Raw genomic sequence first — 16,628 nt, 5'->3', positions numbered from 1 at the left:
TCATAAGTAAGGAGCATTTCTTCGTATATTTTTACGTGATAGAAGTAACCCCTGTCCTCGGCTTGAGGATTATAAATTGTCATACCGCACCTCCAAATTTTAGTGAACATAATACAAATAACGTTTCTTGATTAGAAAGTGGATATTTTTAAATCAAGATTTTCCCTTATTTGCATCTTCCTCAAGAATTTCAACACATATCTCTATACATTCATTACAAATAAACACATCTGGTCCAGCTATTAGCTTTTTTAGGTTTGATTCATCTTTGCCGCAAAAAGAGCAATTAATTAGTTTGTTTTTACTTAAAAAAGCAAGATCATCATACCTTTTAGCCTTCTCAAAGATGGAGTATAGAGCCTCTTCATTTGAATTCATTATTTCCCTCCTTATAATGAAAACCCATCCACAGCTTCATCTATAATGTCCTGATTAATCCCGATGTACCTCATAGTGACAGATGGGGATGAATGATTAAATATTTGTTGCAACACTGCAACATCCTTATACTTCTGATAGAAGTGATATCCGAAAGTTTTCCTTAACGTATGTGTGCCGATTTCATCTAAACCTACCTCTTGTGCAGCAGCGCTAAGTATTTTCCACGCTTGCACACGATGTATACGGCCGTTTCCTCTTCTGGACTTAAACAAATACTCTGCTTCCTCTTTCTTAACGGTAAAATCCGTTATATGGCGCTTTAGATCGTTGTTAATCTTAAACCGCTTCAATTTACCAGTCTTTTGCTCAGTTATAACGATATGGTTTTTGTTTCTCACATCACCTACCTTCAACTTGAGCAAATCACTTATTCTTAGACCGGTATTAATCCCTAATACGAATAAGAAGTAATTCCTTTCATGCTGGTTCATCAAGACTTCTTTCATTGCAGCAACTTTCTCTAAATCACGTATAGGTTGAACGGTGTTCAATGCAACAACTCCCTTTTAATATTCTTCTATGGCTTCCATAACCTTGTGACAACATGTACATTTCTTCATTGGTATAATCCCTAGTAATAACTCTGCTTCGTTGCATTCTTCACATATGTAGTAGATCATGCTGCTATGTTCTTTTTTATCCATCGATTAATCCGAAGAAGATGAGTAGACTGAATACTGTAATACAACCCCAGAAAATATAAGGCCAAGCCTTGTGGTTTTCGTCTAAAAGAAAGTGCATAATTACGCTCCTTTCTGCTTATTTAGGATTTGGATTGCTTTTGTCGCATCGTCCTCGGAATACCATTCTATATCCTTCTTAATGTAGTTCTTTAAGGCTTTGTAAGTATTCTCTTGAGTACTTTCAGTGGAATTTGCTACTTCTATAATTAACCTTTTCACAAGGTCCAACTGTTTATCAGTCGCCATTTTCTCCGACTTGCTATTTTTAGGTGTTTGATTATCTTCATTTCCTTCTGGATCATCTCCAGTAGGTATCAAGAAGGTTTTCATAAAGAAATACTTTGTAGCGCCTGTGTACGCCTTATATAGACCTTTATCGTTTTTATCTTGACCTTCTCCCCAATAATAGGATTTAAGTGTTTCTGACGTATCCAAATCAATAAGGGTGAATTCCATTTTTACTTTTGTGAAATCTCCATTTCTTTCTTGTTCCAGCACATTCGAAAAAAAGGCAAGACCTACTTCATTTAGAATAGGACGAATAGATTCAGTTAAATCGCTCTCAGTTGCATATTTGTATTTATTAAAGGAGTTATATCCATTTTTAGGTACCCGACTAACTTCTGACATTACTTTAGCGATTTTCTTATAGATACTGGCATTTTGAGTCATTGCCTATTTCTCTCCCTTTATATATAATTGGCTTGTTAAAGTTTTACCTAGGGTTGCTAATTGTGGCGATTAGCAATCCAACTTGACTTCGAATTTTTCTTCTCTTTCTACAACAGTTACTCCAGGGATTTGCTCTCCATTCTGGTCATACAGTTTATCTCCTACAACAATGCAGGACTTTTTAATACTTGCCCAATCTGTTTTCTTTTCCACTTTCACATACCCGGATTGTTCCGCATAACTTAGCAAAGTCGCTTCATCCTTCAAAAACTCAGGTTGTTGCTTTTTCAATGCGATCTTTCCATAAGGAAGAGATAATGTTTTTTTAGGTTTCTTACCATTTAAAATTTGTTCAGCAACTTGTTCTTTCATAAACTGTTCTAAAAGATTACTGTAATACGTTTGTTTTTGAATAAATTCCTGTTTAGATTCTTCTCCCCAGGACTTGATTTTTTCTATTCTCTTTTGAAATGGTTCAATTTGAGCTTGAGTAATATCTTCAATTTCTTTCTTTTTATCCTCAAACCAAGCAATTCTCCTTTGTGCTTCTGCAGCACTTTCTAAATCATTAACTTGAAAAGCTTCTTGAAACAACACTTTTTCCTCTTGTTCAATTTCTTCTAAAATGTTTAGTGGATTCACGCACATCAACCTTTCTATTTGTATATATTTAACTGATTTGTTTCTGCTTATCGATCCATTTTTGAAGGTCATCTTCCTCAACTCTAACTGACCTGCCCATCTTAACTGTTGTTAAATCGCTCCTCTGCATCAATTCATAAGCAAACCGAATTGAAACATTTAATCGTTTAGCTACATCTTTTGCTGTAAGCATTGGTTGTATTTTTTTCATTTTTCTCCCCTCTTATGTTCGACATGTGCTACATCATCATCAAAAAAAATATCTCTTGCATCTCTGTTGAAATAATTTGATATCTTCAACATTATATGACCTGATGGGGTAGCACCAGATTCAATTGAATGAATTGTCGATCTAGATACACCTAATTCTTCAGCTAATTCTTGCTGAGTAAGATCAAACTCTGGGCTTCTTCTTAAATACTTGATGGTGTTCTTCAATTACTTCCTCCTTGTTGTTCGACATGTTCAACTTATAACCATATTGTAGAACTTGATGAACAAATTGTCAACTATGTTCTACAATATTTTTTAAGTTTTTTTGATTATTTTTGTTGAACATATATTACAATATGTACGTGGAGGTATTTGACTATGAATGAATTAGGTAATTTACTAAAAGAATTAAGAGGAAAAAGGTCGTTAAGAAGTGTTGGAGAAGAAACAGGGTTAAGTCATTCTTATATTTCTGATTTAGAAAAAGGAAAAAGAAGAGGCACGAACACCCCTCTACACCCATCTCCAGAAGTTTTAAAAAAACTCGGGGCTGCTTATGAATACCCTTATGATAAGTTACTCAAGCTTGCAGGATATGTAGAGGATGTCGAGACAATCGATTTAGAAAGATTACTAAAAAATAAAACATTACGTTGGGGTGATGAAGTCTTAGATGAAAGCGAAAGAAAAAGAGCTATAGATATGCTTAATTTGCTTTTCCAAACAAACAAAAATGATTAGCAATTTTTTAATTGTTCATAAAATTTTTCTGCTTCCTTTTCACCATATAAAGATACAATTAATTTTTTCAAATCTACATCATCATTTGTGGCAGCTAATTCTACGAGGGTGGTTAAGTCCATTTTCACAACTCCTTATGAGAACATTAGTTCCTATATACATAATGATACAATGAAGCCGATATAATGTGAAGGTTTTATTCATTCAATTTTCTTGAAAGGTGGTGATAAATAGTTGTACAAGGTCGGTAGGTGCAAACTTAGCGACAGATTAAAAGATGCAGATCTATCACAACAACAACTCTCAGAAATGTGTAACATTCCTAAATCTCAAATATCAGAATATGTGAATAATAAACATATCATGTCAATTGAGACTGCAAAGAATATTTCTGATTGTTTAAAATGCACTATTGAAGATCTTTATGAATTTAATACTGTCGCGGACGATGACACTTTATAAAATGTGTCAAAGTCTACACAAATGTTCGCACATATCGAACTTTATGACTTAATTATACACAAAAAAGACTAATACTTTTGTCATATTATGTCGAAATAACAATTTTTTTCTTTAGTAATTTATTACAAATATTTCTACATCTTAGATTTTTTGGTCATTTATAGGAGGGTAATTATGCGAGGAAGTGTTCGTAAACGCGGCAACTACTACCAATACAGATTCCACACAAGAGATCCATTAACCAACGAACGTAAAGAAATCTCTAAAGGTGGATTCGAGAGGAAAAAAGACGCAGAAAAGGCTTTAGCTCAAGCTATTTCTGAATTCGAAAACGGTTCTTTTATTTCTCATAAGACAGTTTTATTTAAGGATTTAATAAAAATGTGGTATGAAGAGAAAGAAGAAACTGTACGTGCTAGTACTTTATACTCATATAAAAGAGCGATTGAAGCACGTATAAGACCAAAGTTCGACAATGCAGATGTTAAGAAGATAAAACCTATGCATATTCACAATTTTTATCAGGATTTAAAGAAGCAAGGTTTATCAAGCAAGTATATATCATATGTAGGTGTAATATTAGGAAATATTATGAACAAAGCAGTAGAAATGGAGTTTATCCATTCAAATCCAGTAAATAAAGCAAAGAAGCCGAAAATACAAAAAAAGAAACAATTAAGTTGGACAAAAGAAGAGACGTTACTTTTTCTTGATAAGATTCGGTTTAGGACTAAATATCATTTGGCGTATTATATAGCCTTTTACACAGGTATGAGAGTTGGGGAAATTTTAGGTTTGCATTGGGATGATATTGATTATGAGGCAAAGATGATCCATGTGCAGCATACGCTTACTTTGCAAGAAGGCACATATGTGATTGGTCCAGTTAAAACAGAGTCGTCTGACCGCTGGATACCTATAGGTGATTTTTTGATAAAAATGTTAAAAGATCACAAAGAAAATAGTCCCTATACAAATGAAACTTTTGTTTTCTGCACTAGAAACAACACCTTAGTAGGTCCTTATACGTTAAGACGAAACATAAAAACAGTTAGTCGAGAATTAGGTATTCCTGAAATAAGGTTTCATGACATAAGAAGAACCCACACCACAATTTTGATAGATGAGGGTGTGAGTCCAAAAGTTGTTTCCCAAAGATTAGGTCATTCTGATGTTAGTATTACACTTAATGTTTATACAGATGTTTTTGACGAACGTCAAGCTGAAGCTAGCAAAAAAATTGATGATATTTTAACTGGTGGTCACTTTGTGGTCAACGATGAAGAATAACCCCCGTTAAACCACTCGTATTAAGGTATTTCCTCGAAATGTAGTGTAAATTTTTTCTTTACAGTCAGAAGGTTATTGAAAAGAGAATCATTTATCTCATTTTCTCTTAGTATTGTAACCAATTTTGTTCAATTTGCAAACCTTTATCGTCAATTTATGTAAGCATTAGTGAAATTTTATTTCTTCATTTATAATTAAGAAATAAGAAGGAGTGGTTAACAGATGAAAGCTGTTGGTATTGTCGTTGAATATAATCCTTTTCATAATGGGCATGCCTATCAAGTAGAGCAAGCAAAAAAAGAAACAGGTGCAGACGTGGTGATTTGTGTGATGAGTGGTAATTTCCTGCAAAGAGGAGAGCCGGCAATCGTATCAAAATGGGCACGGGCTGAAATGGCATTGGCTGGTGGTTGTGACCTTGTTTTTGAACTTCCTTTTTCATTTGCGACATCTCAAGCAGATATATTTGCAAATGGAGCCATTTCAATACTCGATGCCACTCTGTGTCAATATTTATCATTCGGTAGTGAGCAAGGTAGTATACAGCCATTTTTATCAACTTATCGTGAGTTACATCAACATGAAAAGGAGTATAACCAACTGATTAGAAATTATAGTAAAGAAGGCTATAGTTATCCTAAATCTGCATCTCTTGCTTTCCAACAATTAACCATCAATGAAGAAATAGTGGACCTAACAAAACCAAATAATATTCTTGGCTTCCAATACATAAAAGCTATAAAGCAACAAAATGCGAAAATAGAGCCAACAACCATCGCAAGAAAGAATGCCGAGTACCACGATGAAGACTTTAACTCATCAACCATAGCAAGTGCAACTAGCATAAGAAAAAAGATATTTTCTCAAGAAACAAATATAGAAGAAACTTTTAAATATATGCCGAGAACCTCATATGAAGCCTTGCATTCGTATTATAAAAAATTTGGAGTTCTGCATCATTGGGAACTGTATTGGCCTATGCTACAATACCGCTTGCTCAGTTCGTCACCTGCTCAACTTAGAGAAATTTATGAGGTTGAAGAAGGAATCGAATTCCGTTTAATCGAAGCGAGCAAGACTTCAACATCTTTTCAAACATTTATGGAAGCAGTGAAAACAAAACGATATACTTGGACACGCATCCAGAGAATTTGTTTATATATTCTTATCCATGCAGGTAAACAAACTATGTCGCATTTAAAGCAAGCACCATACCTTCGCCTACTTGGTATGTCAAAAAAAGGAAGGGTTTACTTAAATAAATATAAAGGCGAGTTTAAGCTTCCTCTCATTTCTAAAGTCTCCGACAAAAATCGAGAGTCATTAGCACTGGATCTTAAAGCAACTAGAATATATGCGCTTGCAGCTAATTCTCCACAACAGCAGCAGCTTTTAAAACTTGACTTTAGCCAACCACCAATCATTTATGACAAATGATATAGACACGAGCCGATTGTTCGGTTTTGTTGGCTATTTACTGAGAAAATATGAGAGATGGTCGAATAAAGCTACTTTTGCTCGGCTATCTCTCGTGTTTAATCTGGATGGACGCGCAAATCGCTTTTATTCTGCTATCTCTTCCTATTTCACCCTAGATGGACGTGCAAGACCGTTTTGCTTATCTATCTTGAAGTTTCCCATTTTAGATGTACGTAAAAAATTCCTTTTGATTGGCTATTTCTAGTTGAACGAGCTAGGGCCTCCTCCTCTTCGTTCTTCACACTACTTGTACACCTAGGCAATAGAATTCGAATAAAATTTACATGGATTGTATAATATAGTGTTACTTATAACAAAGCGAAAATAATCACAAAAAAAATAACGGAGAAATTCTGATGATTTAGCAGAATCTCTCCGTTTATACATTACATGCCCCACACTTTATGGCCTTGAATCTATGATTTCTATGATTTATTTTCTAGCCCCTCTAAGTATTTCACTGCATCATCAAATGTGTCAATTGGGATGATTTTCATATCAGTATCAATATCTTTAGCTGTTTTAACAGCTTCTTTGTAGTTTGACTTATTACTATTATTCTCATTAGGTGCAAAGAAAATGTCTGCGCCGGCATTATCTGCAGCCACAATTTTTTGATCTATTCCACCGATGCGCCCTACTGTACCATCTGGTGAGATTGTGCCAGTTCCGGCGATTTCATAACCTTTTGTTAAATCTCCCTCAACTAACTGATTATAAATTTCTAATGAAAACATAAAGCCAGCTGATGGACCTCCAATTTCACTTGTATCAATCGCCACTTCTGGATCAACTGAAATCTCTTTATCATCCACTAAAGTAATGCCTACACCAGCCTTTCCAGTCGCAGCAATTTTCTCTAGTTCGATATCGGTTTCTCTTTGTTCCCCATTTCTTTCAAACGTAAGGGATATGCTATCACCTTCCGATTTGGATGAAACCATATCAATGAATTGCTCCGAAGATTGAAAAGATTTTCCATCTACTTTCGTTACCATATCTGATGCTTCGAGTTTCCCTTCTGCTGGCATACCTTCCATAATATTAAGTACATACACACCTTGATAATTGTAATTCACATCTAATCCAGCATGTTGATATGCCACTTCTATGGCTGACTGCTTGGAGTTATCCATTAAGTATAATTGCCTTAACTGATATTCTCTATCTGTTTCATCATCTCTTCGGATATCCTCGATAGGATAAATATGTTGATATTTTTGCCATTTTGCCCATAAATAAGTATAAATATTAGCTTTGCCCATTCTTATAGTCGTAAGCATGAAACTTCCTGTAGCGCTGTCACCATTCTCAACTTCAATGATTGGTTCTAATTCTTTCGCCATTCCTGGCTTTGAGACATAATAAGGAAGTTGTATAAAGGAAGTAACAAGGACGAGTAATGCTAAGACGAAGAAGGAGCGAGCCCAAATTTTTCTTTTCATTCATTTGGCTCCTTCCAATTTTCGATGATTTCTTTTATTTTGTCGATATATTTGAGCGCTTCCTCTTCTCCTATCTTAATTATTTCATTTATATTTGTAAAAGCTTTTGAACTATACATCCCTACACTTGGTCGAATCATCACATTGGATGCTATTTCACGGTTAATCACATTCTCCATTTGTAAAATATCTAGGCTTTGCATGATTACATCATAAATGGAGTGTATCTCTGTCTGAACATTTACTCTTGAGACATCAACAGCAATAATAATATCTGCTCCCATATCTTTTACAACTGAAACAGGCACACGGTCAATAACCCCTCCATCGACTAGTAACCGTCCTTCAACCTTTTCAGGTACGAAAATACCAGGAATAGATATACTTGCTCTAACAGCTTCTGCTATTGGCCCGTCTTGAAAAATAACCTTTTCTCCCTTCTGGATGTCAGTTGCGACAACAGAAACAGGAATATTTAAATCTTCTATTTTCTTGTCTTGTGTGAATACACGGATGAATTCCTTCACTCGATTACCAGCGACAAACCCCATTCTAGGGACCGTAAAATCCAAATAATACTTTCTTTTAAAAACAGTGGAAAATTTATATAATGTTTCAATATCTATGCCTGTAGCGTAAAAGCAGCCTACCATTGCCCCCATGCTGCTCCCTGCAATCATGTCAATTGGTATATCTTTATCCACAAGCGCTTTTATTACACCAAGATGTGCAAACCCACGCGCACCACCAGATCCGAGAGCAAGACCTATTTTTGGTCGAACCAAAATCTTTCCCTCCAATCCCTTTCATAAAATGATTGTCTTTCTTCTTTAATGTATTGATATCAAACAACAAAATGCTATTTATTATCTTATGTATAAATAGTTGCTTTAGTTAACAGACGAGTGATTTCATTTTCCATACTTTTTTTTAATGGGTATTAGTTCGAATCTATTTAAAAGGAAGATTCACCAATAGTAAGTAAATGTCATTTTGAAATCAATGGTCTAATTTTTCATCTGTCGTCGTATATTCAATAGAAGAAGGACATGCTTACATTGTGTTCCAGCCGTATTACATAAGGGAGGCTCGTTCGTGTCACGTTCAAAGTTAAAAACAGTCATGCTTGCACTTTCGGCATCATTAATCGCCGTTTCACTTATATTATATCCACAAGAATCCGTTGATGCATCGAGAAGGGGCCTCGAAATGTGGTGGGAGATTGTTTTTCCTTCCCTATTACCATTTTTTATTATAGCCGAGGTTTTAATCGGTTTTGGTGTAGTAAAATTTATTGGTGTACTATTAGAACCTCTCATGCGACCACTATTCAGAGTACCAGGTGTTGGCGGCTTTGTATTAGCCATGGGAATGGCATCTGGTTATCCGGCTGGAGCAAAGTTCACTGTAAGATTAAGACAAGAGAAACAAATATCACGTCTGGAAGCAGAGCGACTTGTTTCCTTCTCTAACTGTTCCAATCCCTTGTTTATTTTTGGCGCGGTGTCTGTTGGTTTCTTTCATAATACAAAATTAGGGATTATCCTTGCTTTAGCCCATTATCTTGGTAATTTAACTGTAGGTTTTATCATGCGTTTTTACGGACGAAAGGAAGAAAAGAAGAACACTAAGATAGCGACGCCCCCCGCGCGGAAATTTTCATTTAAGGAAGCATTTAATGTCTTACACGAAACAAGATTACAAGAACAGCGTCCATTAGGAAAACTTGTTGGTGATGCTGTAATATCTTCTATCCATACTTTATTAATGATCGGTGGCTTTATTATTTTATTTTCGGTCATAAATAAATTATTATTCCACATCGGCATTACAGACTTTTTCGCTCATGGGCTCGGTTTTTTATTATCTATTTTCCAAATCTCCCCTGATTTTAGTAAAGCTTTATTTTCTGGCATTTTTGAACTGACTCAAGGAAATCAGATGACTGCTCAAGTCGATCATGTTCCGTTGTTACAACAAGTAATGATTGCAAGTGCTATCTTGGCCTTCTGTGGATTTAGTGTTCAATCACAAGTCGCAAGCATTATCGCTCAATCCGATATTCGTTTTAAGCCATTTTTCATCGCTCGAATTATTCATTCATTTATTGCAGCTTTTTACGCCTATCTTTTTTGGCATTTACTCTACGACCGCGTGTCATTTGAGCAACCATCTAACGCTATACCCGTTTTTCAAAGCGAAGCATTTACCATATATGATTACATGATAACACTTGGACCTCTCATTACTTTATTTTCTCTTATTTTATATATTTTCATCTACTACCGTAGGCATTTTCTTTCCCATTAGTACACAACCTTAAAACTAAAAGATCGTATAAAAAAAGGCAGACACTCTCAGAGTTGATCTGCCTCTTTATTTTACTTAGCGAATTTTTTATGTAGCGCATCTTGTACCACAGCTGGAACGAGGTCAGAAATATCTCCTTGATATTTTGCCACTTCTTTTACGATACTTGAACTCAAAAAGGAATATTGATTATTCGTCATAACAAAGAATGTTTCAATCTCATCATTTAATACGCGATTCATCGATGTGATTTGCATCTCATATTCAAAATCAGATACTGCCCTTAAACCGCGAATGATTGCTTTTGCATTTACACTTTTTGCATAATCCACTAATAAACCTTGAAAAGTCCCAACCTTGACATTAGGAATGTCTTTCGTTACTTCTTCAATTAGATGAATTCTTTCTTCAACAGAAAAGAGTGGATTCTTAGAAGAATTATTTAATAGCACGACATGTATCTCGTCAAATACTTTTGCTCCCCTTTTGATAATATCTAAATGGCCAAAAGTAATTGGATCAAAACTTCCTGGGCATACGGCAATCCCGCTCATTTTTATTCCCCCTGCTTTCTAATTTATTCATTAGGTACAATATAACGATAAATGGAAACAGCAATGATACCATAGCTTTCATACTTTACTTGTTCTAAGTCCCCGCATAATGTGGGTAATTGTATATCCGAGCTATGTTCACACATTATAATGCCACTTTGCTTTAGTAACTTCTGTTGACTAATGATTTCTAACAATTTAACGAGTTGCTGCTTTTTGTAAGGTGGATCAAGGAAGATATAATCAAATTGCAACTCCCTTTTCATAATGGCTTTTAAAGCTCTTTCTGCGTCATTTCTATAAACTTCAACGCCTTTTTCGATTTTACAAATTCGTAAATTTTCATGTACTGTATGTATTGCCTTGCTATCACGATCAACGAAAATCGCTTTTTCTACACCTCTACTTAATGACTCAATCCCAAGGCCACCACTTCCAGCGAACAAATCAAGGGCAATGCCACCATCAAAATAGGGTCCTATCATATTAAAGATTGCTTCTTTTACTTTATCAGTTGTTGGTCTTGTTGATTTGCCAGGAACGGCTTTAAGTTGCAGTCCTTTATATTGACCAGATACTACCCGCATACTACTACTCACCACTTATTCTAAATTCAATTTTTCTTCATCATCCTACCATACTTTTTATAGGAAACAAACTCATATTCTCCTAAGTATTTCAAGAGATGCCGAATAAAAATGTATAACAATGTCTTATATGGAGATAATGAAATTAACAGCATCTAAACGATGTTGTTGCCAACCGCGGAGAAGACTTACGTTTCCCCATAAGTTCTTCCTCCGGTTTCTCCTCTCCCTTTACCTTCTGCCTATTAGATGGTTGGAAGGACCCTGTAGGTTTTTTGCTACAGGGATTTTTTATTTTTATCGACGGTGAACTCATTCAAATAGGAATGATTCTATAAATTCCACACATGCTTTCCTTTTACATGTCAAAATAAACTTTATTACCCTCTTCTCTCAAGTTTATCTGAAAGATAGACTGGAGCCATTTTTTTTCTAAATAATACTCTCCATTCATCTGTTTCAGTGGATGTTCTAGCAAGCCAAACACCTCTTCGTTTCTTATAAAAATCGACTGGTCTGAATATAAACGATAAACATCTTTGTCATTAAAGATTGCCCATTCCGTTTCAGATAAACGCTCTGTTTCAAACTCGAGGAATGACATTGTCTTTTGTAGAGGTACCCACTCTATTCCATCAATTTCAATTATTTTCACAGTTAATTTTTTATTATTCCAATGATAATCTTTCATTGTATATAATTCTAAAGAAACCGGTTGTTTATTCCTTACTAATTCAGCAAAGAAGTTCGTTTGTTTTCCCGTTATTTGATAAAGTATCTCATCCATATCTTCTGGTACGAAACTTTCATCCAAGTCGGAAATACTGGCAACAAGCTGCTCCAACTCACTTGAAGTTAGCTTTTCTTTTAGTTCATTAAAAGCATACATACTTAGATCAAACCGAGGATTTTCATCAATAATAAATGAGGTTAACAAATCCAAGAACCATTCTATTTCTTCACTTTCAATAGAATGGAAATAGAGAGCGTCTACTAATTCTCTTTCTAATAACTCCCCAATTGGTAGTATGAGAATGCCTCCAAATAGACCACTTTTTAACTGATTAGTTGTAATGATACTTAAAAAGTTTGCTTCTTTTACCTTTTCTTCATGTTTTTGTATCAGTTCTTTGATCTCAGGATAGTGATCACCATAGTACGAATAATACGTTTCGTTTCGCTCGGTGTTTATGTCTTCATTATACCAAAGCAGTGCCGGATTGTTGGTCTTACCAGAAAAGAAGTAATAATCTATTAGATCCTCTTTTACGAACCCAGATAATGGAATACCAGCCAGCCACTTTCCATTTCGATGGTGAGATTCAATGATTTTTAATTCCACATGATCTATAGTGACACCTTTTAATTGAAATAACCAATCACGAATCAAAGTGTTAGTCTTTTTATTCAGAGGCAAACTATAGGTAATATGTAACTGACTACCTTTAGTCTCTATAATGTTTTCAGCTCGCCAAACTCTTTTACACTCATCTTTATCATTATATGTACATGTCCAATTTGAAGCTTTCTCCGGTACGATTATTTCGTAAATGGATTTGTCAGATAAACTAGAAATTGTTTGAAAGACTTGGACAGATTTTTCATCTGAATGAATGGTAACTTTTGATTGTGCACTTTCTTGTGCATTGACAGTTTGCTCATCTGCTATGAATTGATCCCATTGATTAAAAAATATACAGAGAATAATGATAACAAAAAGAATAGAAATTACCTTTTTCATCTTGTGCTCCCTTACTACTCATTCAAGAAATAATTGTACCTAATTATATATAAACACCGAATATCCTTCTAATCAATAAAAAAAAATGATAAAGTAGGAAAGTGTTGATTAAACATAAAAGGAGAACAAATATGATTCAAAGATTTATTGAACTCGGAGAAGGGTTTTCTGACATTTATGAATTGATTGAGATAGCGAAAAGGAATGATGACCGCCTTAAACATATGATGGTTTTACATACAACCATAAATGACAAGGCCATGAGTTCACTGATCGTGATATTAAACCCACCTGCTGAAGGTAAATTCCAACCTATATATATATGCAGAGAAGGCGTGCCAAATCATACAATCAGACCTAATAAACGCTTTCAATTATTTGCGGATACAGCGAAAGAGTTAAATAAAGAACTCATCCAATTCAATGTGAAACCTTCGACACTTTTCTCTGAGAAAGACTTATATTTTCAACATTTAATCGCTATTTTCAGGTTAAATCACTATTTACCTGCACTAACTTAAACAAACCTAGGCACTATATTTACTATATGTGCCTAGGTTTGTTTAAGTTGTTAAATGCCCATCTTATAATCATACTCTTTTGCTTTATCTGGTTTTGCGTTTTCAAATTCAGTTTTTAAAAAAGGTTTGTATGAAGGTTCAACTTTTTTAACAAACGAATATGAACTAATCTTTTCAGTTAAGGCGTCGATATCCTCCAAGTTACAATAAACAACTACGTACTTTAACCGTTTCGATACAAAATGAACGTTCCCAAAGCGACGTAACATTTTCGCTTGCTTTAATGAATAAAGCCAAACAATTAAACCTTGCCTCTCTCCAAGCATAATACTTCCCCTTTTGTTCAAATGATTGTTATTAGTCTAGCATATATTTCATTATTTTTACAATGTGATTGATTTTTTCATTCTCTATCTTTTAAAAAAACAGTGCGGTCATGACCGCACTGTTAAGCAGAACAGCTACATGCTCCGCCTGATCCACAACCACCCGAACAAGCATTATCAAAAAATGGGTTACCTGTTGGGACTTTAATATGTTGAGACACAGAGTGACTTATAATGACGCTAATTTCGTCAAGCAAACTCTGTAACTCTGTTTCCGATTGTCTATACGCTGCAACATACGGATCCATATCCATTTCTCTCTTTAACTGACGTATAGACATCGTAACTCTTTTATAATCAGGATGATACTTACCAAATCGTTGTACATCCTCATAAAGATCTTTCATTTCAACAAATTGACGAATCTTTTCCTGAGTTTCAGGATTTGATTGCATCTCCTTGAGGCATTGCTTGTATTGAGTAGCTTCCTCAGACTTGACAATCATCGTGACAATCTCATCGGCTACGTCCAATATCTCTAATCTTTCTAAAGTAGCAAGCATCTGGAAGCTCACCTCCACTTTTCATCATATCATGGAATACCTAAAATCTAAAGTACTGAGAACAATTATTCCACTTGTATGATAAATTCCTTTGTCAAAAAGTAAAGCGCGGGATCACTACTCACTACTTCTAGTTTGATATGATGCTTCCCTTGTGACAACCCTTTTATTTTGAAAGCTGCGCGGTTGATTTCTTCTGTTTTCTCCCCATCAACATAAACAATAAACTTTCCCTTCACCCCTTGTCGATCTTCTCTAAATGTTATCCCATCAACAATACATTCAATAAATACATCGTTACCTTCCACTACATGCTTGACGAAAAAATCTTGTGGCCCTTTTGCCATGGCAGTTGTTACCGGAATAGATTCTCTAATTTCAAGCCCCTTAACAGGAGCTAGTATGCTATTTGTTTCTGGCTCTGGAATATCTTTGGTGCAAGCTACTAATAAGATGAATAAAATACAAAGCGAGAAGTATTGATATATTTTTTGCAAGCTCATCAACCCTTTTTATTATGTATTATTTGCTTTTACAAAAATAATTACTCATAAAAAATAGCCTTCTTCCTAAGCGAAGAAGACCATTTATGATTGACTGTTCATTGCTTGAAACATACTCATCATCATAGATGCCATCTGAACCCCATTAGAAAACTTTTCTACATGATGAGGAATTGTTTTTTTATGATAATGTAAAGACGCTACCTCTAATTTCTGTATTTCTGTTGGGTTTCGCGATAACGTTCGATACCACTGTGGCTGTTCTCTAACGAACTTTTTTAATTCTTCATTTTGTTGAATATACTCTCTTATATCTTTACGCAAAGATTTTCACCTTCTTTAATCTTTTTTAAATGCAAATGGATTTGGCTTTTGAGCAATTGAATTTGATTTAGTAGAGCTTTTAGAGGATGTAGCTCCTCCTTGAAATTGTGATAACACCCCTTGGATCGCTCCGAGAGCTTGGCTCATATTTGTAATATAACCTTGTACTTGATTAACGTCCATGTTTTTTACAGTTCCCATCACTTGATTGATCCAATCTTGTTTGTTTTCAGTAGTGGGTTCGGAAGAATCAGTCTTCTGATCACGCTCATCTTGCTCATCATCTTCCAATAGGTACCATTCTTCATACAATTGCTGCATCGACTTTTTACCGGACCTCACCTCTTTTAGTACTGATGGATTCTTTTTCACATAAGACTTAAACCGTTCCACAGTTGGGTGCAATTGTTTCTGTGCCACTATTATTCACCTCGTTTTCGTTACAAATGCCTACTTTATTGTATGAGTGCATCACCATAAAAGTGATAAATTTCTATATTTCTATTGCTTAGGTTTCTGTTACGATAAAGATAAGCATATATACAAAACTTCATTTTATTGGAATGAGGAAATGAAAATGATAATGCTTAAAGTTAATGATATAACAAGGAGTTTCACAAATTATGACAAAGAAAGATCTCTTACTTCAGAAGTTTTCACAAATTGTTGCTGAGACCAATGACAAAGATTTAGCGTTAATTAATAGGATTGTGGATAGTTTAGAAAGACAGCAAAATGGGGCTAATCGTTCATATATTGAAGCATTTATGAATGTAGAAGAACAGTTAGAAGATGATGCTGTTACAATTTCCATCCCTATTACACCTCTACTTTATAATCCGCTTGGTATTGTTCACGGAGGTATGATTGCTACACTCATTGATACCGCAATGGGTACTTTAAGCAATGAAGCAACTCCGTTAGATAAGGTGGCAGTGACTACACAATTAAACCTTCATTATTTAGCCGCAATTAAAGGCAACAACCTTACTTGTCATGCAACAATCACTCATAAAGGAAGTCGCATGATGGTCCTCTCTGCTGTCGTTGAAAGAGACGACGGTAAGAAGGTTGCAACTGCTTCCTCTACCTTTTTTGTTGTCGGAAAGTGAACAAAAAAAAGACGTGCAC

Annotated in this window: 24 protein-coding genes and 1 pseudogene; 8 read left to right on the top strand and 17 right to left on the bottom strand. The window is 34.9% G+C overall.

Going from position 1 to position 16,628, the window contains the following annotated elements; all coding sequences use genetic code 11:
* Positions 1-174: 174 nt before the first annotated feature.
* The 6 genes and pseudogenes from LCM23_RS16380 to LCM23_RS16355 all read right to left on the bottom strand — a co-directional run.
* Positions 175-291: pseudogene (locus LCM23_RS16380) on the bottom strand (ClpX C4-type zinc finger protein); the annotation flags it as partial.
* Positions 292-389: 98 nt separating this feature from the next.
* Positions 390-932, bottom strand: coding sequence for a site-specific integrase (locus LCM23_RS16375; RefSeq protein ID WP_224937900.1), 543 nt, complete (start codon positions 930-932; stop codon positions 390-392).
* 252 nt (positions 933-1,184) lie between these two features.
* Positions 1,185-1,796, bottom strand: a complete 612-nt coding sequence (locus LCM23_RS16370; protein ID WP_224937899.1) for an ERF family protein — start codon at positions 1,794-1,796, stop codon at positions 1,185-1,187.
* 69 nt (positions 1,797-1,865) lie between these two features.
* Positions 1,866-2,438 carry a host-nuclease inhibitor Gam family protein gene (locus tag LCM23_RS16365; RefSeq protein WP_224937898.1) on the bottom strand — a complete coding sequence of 191 codons (573 nt, stop codon included), beginning with the start codon at positions 2,436-2,438 and terminating at the stop codon, positions 1,866-1,868.
* 28 nt (positions 2,439-2,466) lie between these two features.
* On the bottom strand, positions 2,467-2,649 hold the full coding sequence (locus tag LCM23_RS16360; protein WP_224937897.1) for a helix-turn-helix domain-containing protein: 183 nt from the start codon (positions 2,647-2,649) through the stop codon (positions 2,467-2,469).
* The gene (locus LCM23_RS16355; RefSeq protein WP_224937896.1) at positions 2,646-2,876 is read right to left on the bottom strand and encodes a helix-turn-helix transcriptional regulator; all 231 of its coding nucleotides are present in this window, start codon (positions 2,874-2,876) and stop codon (positions 2,646-2,648) included. The genes LCM23_RS16360 and LCM23_RS16355 overlap by 4 nt, the downstream gene beginning before the upstream one ends.
* Positions 2,877-3,029: 153 nt before the next feature.
* On the opposite strand from LCM23_RS16355, the gene LCM23_RS16350 reads away from it, so the two are divergent.
* Entirely contained in the window at positions 3,030-3,392 is a 363-nt protein-coding gene (locus LCM23_RS16350) for a helix-turn-helix domain-containing protein (RefSeq protein WP_224937895.1), read from the top strand.
* Here the strand turns inward: LCM23_RS16350 and LCM23_RS25940 are convergent.
* Positions 3,389-3,514 (bottom strand): hypothetical protein, encoded by a 126-nt coding sequence (locus LCM23_RS25940; RefSeq protein WP_263624294.1) that lies wholly within the window; start codon positions 3,512-3,514, stop codon positions 3,389-3,391. The two genes, LCM23_RS16350 and LCM23_RS25940, sit on opposite strands and share 4 nt — an antisense overlap.
* Before the next feature lie 112 nt (positions 3,515-3,626).
* Here LCM23_RS25940 and LCM23_RS26200 point away from each other — a divergent pair, with 112 nt between their 5' ends.
* The 4 genes from LCM23_RS26200 (at position 3,627) to LCM23_RS16330 (ending at position 6,828) form a co-directional block, all read left to right on the top strand.
* The gene (locus tag LCM23_RS26200) at positions 3,627-3,854 is read left to right on the top strand and encodes a helix-turn-helix domain-containing protein (protein WP_224937894.1); all 228 of its coding nucleotides are present in this window, start codon (positions 3,627-3,629) and stop codon (positions 3,852-3,854) included.
* Between the two features lie 174 nt (positions 3,855-4,028).
* Positions 4,029-5,144 carry a site-specific integrase gene (locus LCM23_RS16340; RefSeq protein WP_224937893.1) on the top strand — a complete coding sequence of 372 codons (1,116 nt, stop codon included), beginning with the start codon at positions 4,029-4,031 and terminating at the stop codon, positions 5,142-5,144.
* Positions 5,145-5,366: 222 nt separating this feature from the next.
* Positions 5,367-6,581: a nucleotidyltransferase gene (locus tag LCM23_RS16335; protein WP_224937892.1), complete on the top strand. Its 1,215-nt coding sequence runs from the start codon at positions 5,367-5,369 to the stop codon at positions 6,579-6,581.
* Positions 6,544-6,828 (top strand): hypothetical protein, encoded by a 285-nt coding sequence (locus tag LCM23_RS16330; RefSeq protein ID WP_224937912.1) that lies wholly within the window; start codon positions 6,544-6,546, stop codon positions 6,826-6,828. Before LCM23_RS16335 ends, LCM23_RS16330 begins: the two co-directional genes overlap by 38 nt.
* A 220-nt stretch (positions 6,829-7,048) precedes the next feature.
* Here the strand turns inward: LCM23_RS16330 and LCM23_RS16325 are convergent, their stop codons facing one another.
* Both LCM23_RS16325 and LCM23_RS16320 read right to left on the bottom strand, forming a co-directional pair.
* A complete protein-coding gene (locus LCM23_RS16325; RefSeq protein WP_224937891.1) occupies positions 7,049-8,068 on the bottom strand; it encodes a SepM family pheromone-processing serine protease in 1,020 nt (339 codons plus the stop codon).
* The gene (locus LCM23_RS16320) at positions 8,065-8,853 is read right to left on the bottom strand and encodes a patatin-like phospholipase family protein (protein WP_224937890.1); all 789 of its coding nucleotides are present in this window, start codon (positions 8,851-8,853) and stop codon (positions 8,065-8,067) included. The genes LCM23_RS16325 and LCM23_RS16320 overlap by 4 nt, the downstream gene beginning before the upstream one ends.
* Before the next feature lie 310 nt (positions 8,854-9,163).
* Between LCM23_RS16320 and ylbJ the strand changes: the two genes are divergently transcribed.
* Positions 9,164-10,378, top strand: coding sequence for a sporulation integral membrane protein YlbJ (ylbJ, locus tag LCM23_RS16315; RefSeq protein ID WP_224937889.1), 1,215 nt, complete (start codon positions 9,164-9,166; stop codon positions 10,376-10,378).
* Between the two features lie 71 nt (positions 10,379-10,449).
* On the opposite strand, the gene coaD is transcribed toward ylbJ, so the two are convergent.
* The 3 genes from coaD to LCM23_RS16300 all read right to left on the bottom strand — a co-directional run bounded on the left by coaD (position 10,450) and on the right by LCM23_RS16300 (position 13,260).
* Positions 10,450-10,932: a pantetheine-phosphate adenylyltransferase gene (coaD, locus tag LCM23_RS16310; RefSeq protein ID WP_095369637.1), complete on the bottom strand. Its 483-nt coding sequence runs from the start codon at positions 10,930-10,932 to the stop codon at positions 10,450-10,452.
* A gap of 23 nt (positions 10,933-10,955) precedes the next feature.
* Complete coding sequence (rsmD, locus tag LCM23_RS16305) at positions 10,956-11,519, bottom strand: 16S rRNA (guanine(966)-N(2))-methyltransferase RsmD (RefSeq protein WP_224937888.1); 564 nt, start codon at positions 11,517-11,519, stop codon at positions 10,956-10,958.
* Positions 11,520-11,877: 358 nt separating this feature from the next.
* Positions 11,878-13,260 carry a hypothetical protein gene (locus LCM23_RS16300; protein ID WP_224937887.1) on the bottom strand — a complete coding sequence of 461 codons (1,383 nt, stop codon included), beginning with the start codon at positions 13,258-13,260 and terminating at the stop codon, positions 11,878-11,880.
* Between the two features lie 131 nt (positions 13,261-13,391).
* Between LCM23_RS16300 and LCM23_RS16295 the strand changes: the two genes are divergently transcribed.
* Entirely contained in the window at positions 13,392-13,781 is a 390-nt protein-coding gene (locus LCM23_RS16295; protein WP_224937886.1) for a DUF7147 family protein, read from the top strand.
* A 50-nt stretch (positions 13,782-13,831) separates the two neighbouring features.
* On the opposite strand, the gene LCM23_RS16290 is transcribed toward LCM23_RS16295, so the two are convergent.
* The 5 genes from LCM23_RS16290 to LCM23_RS16270 form a co-directional block, all read right to left on the bottom strand.
* Positions 13,832-14,107, bottom strand: coding sequence for a YlbG family protein (locus LCM23_RS16290; RefSeq protein WP_224937885.1), 276 nt, complete (start codon positions 14,105-14,107; stop codon positions 13,832-13,834).
* A 122-nt stretch (positions 14,108-14,229) separates the two neighbouring features.
* Entirely contained in the window at positions 14,230-14,670 is a 441-nt protein-coding gene (locus LCM23_RS16285) for a YlbF family regulator (RefSeq protein WP_095369642.1), read from the bottom strand.
* 65 nt (positions 14,671-14,735) lie between these two features.
* Positions 14,736-15,167, bottom strand: a complete 432-nt coding sequence (locus tag LCM23_RS16280; protein WP_224937884.1) for a hypothetical protein — start codon at positions 15,165-15,167, stop codon at positions 14,736-14,738.
* Positions 15,168-15,257: 90 nt separating this feature from the next.
* Entirely contained in the window at positions 15,258-15,497 is a 240-nt protein-coding gene (locus tag LCM23_RS16275) for a YlbE-like family protein (RefSeq protein WP_191812444.1), read from the bottom strand.
* Between the two features lie 15 nt (positions 15,498-15,512).
* Positions 15,513-15,917, bottom strand: coding sequence for a YlbD family protein (locus LCM23_RS16270; protein WP_224937883.1), 405 nt, complete (start codon positions 15,915-15,917; stop codon positions 15,513-15,515).
* A 203-nt stretch (positions 15,918-16,120) separates the two neighbouring features.
* On the opposite strand from LCM23_RS16270, the gene LCM23_RS16265 reads away from it, so the two are divergent.
* Positions 16,121-16,609, top strand: a complete 489-nt coding sequence (locus tag LCM23_RS16265; RefSeq protein WP_224937882.1) for a PaaI family thioesterase — start codon at positions 16,121-16,123, stop codon at positions 16,607-16,609.
* Positions 16,610-16,628: the final 19 nt, after the last annotated feature.

The sequence above is a fragment of the Cytobacillus kochii genome (assembly GCF_020171845.1).
Lineage (GTDB): Bacteria > Bacillota > Bacilli > Bacillales > Cytobacillaceae > Cytobacillus > Cytobacillus kochii.
Note: the sequence above shows the minus strand (reverse complement) of the source record. Positions and strands in the feature narration are given on the sequence as shown.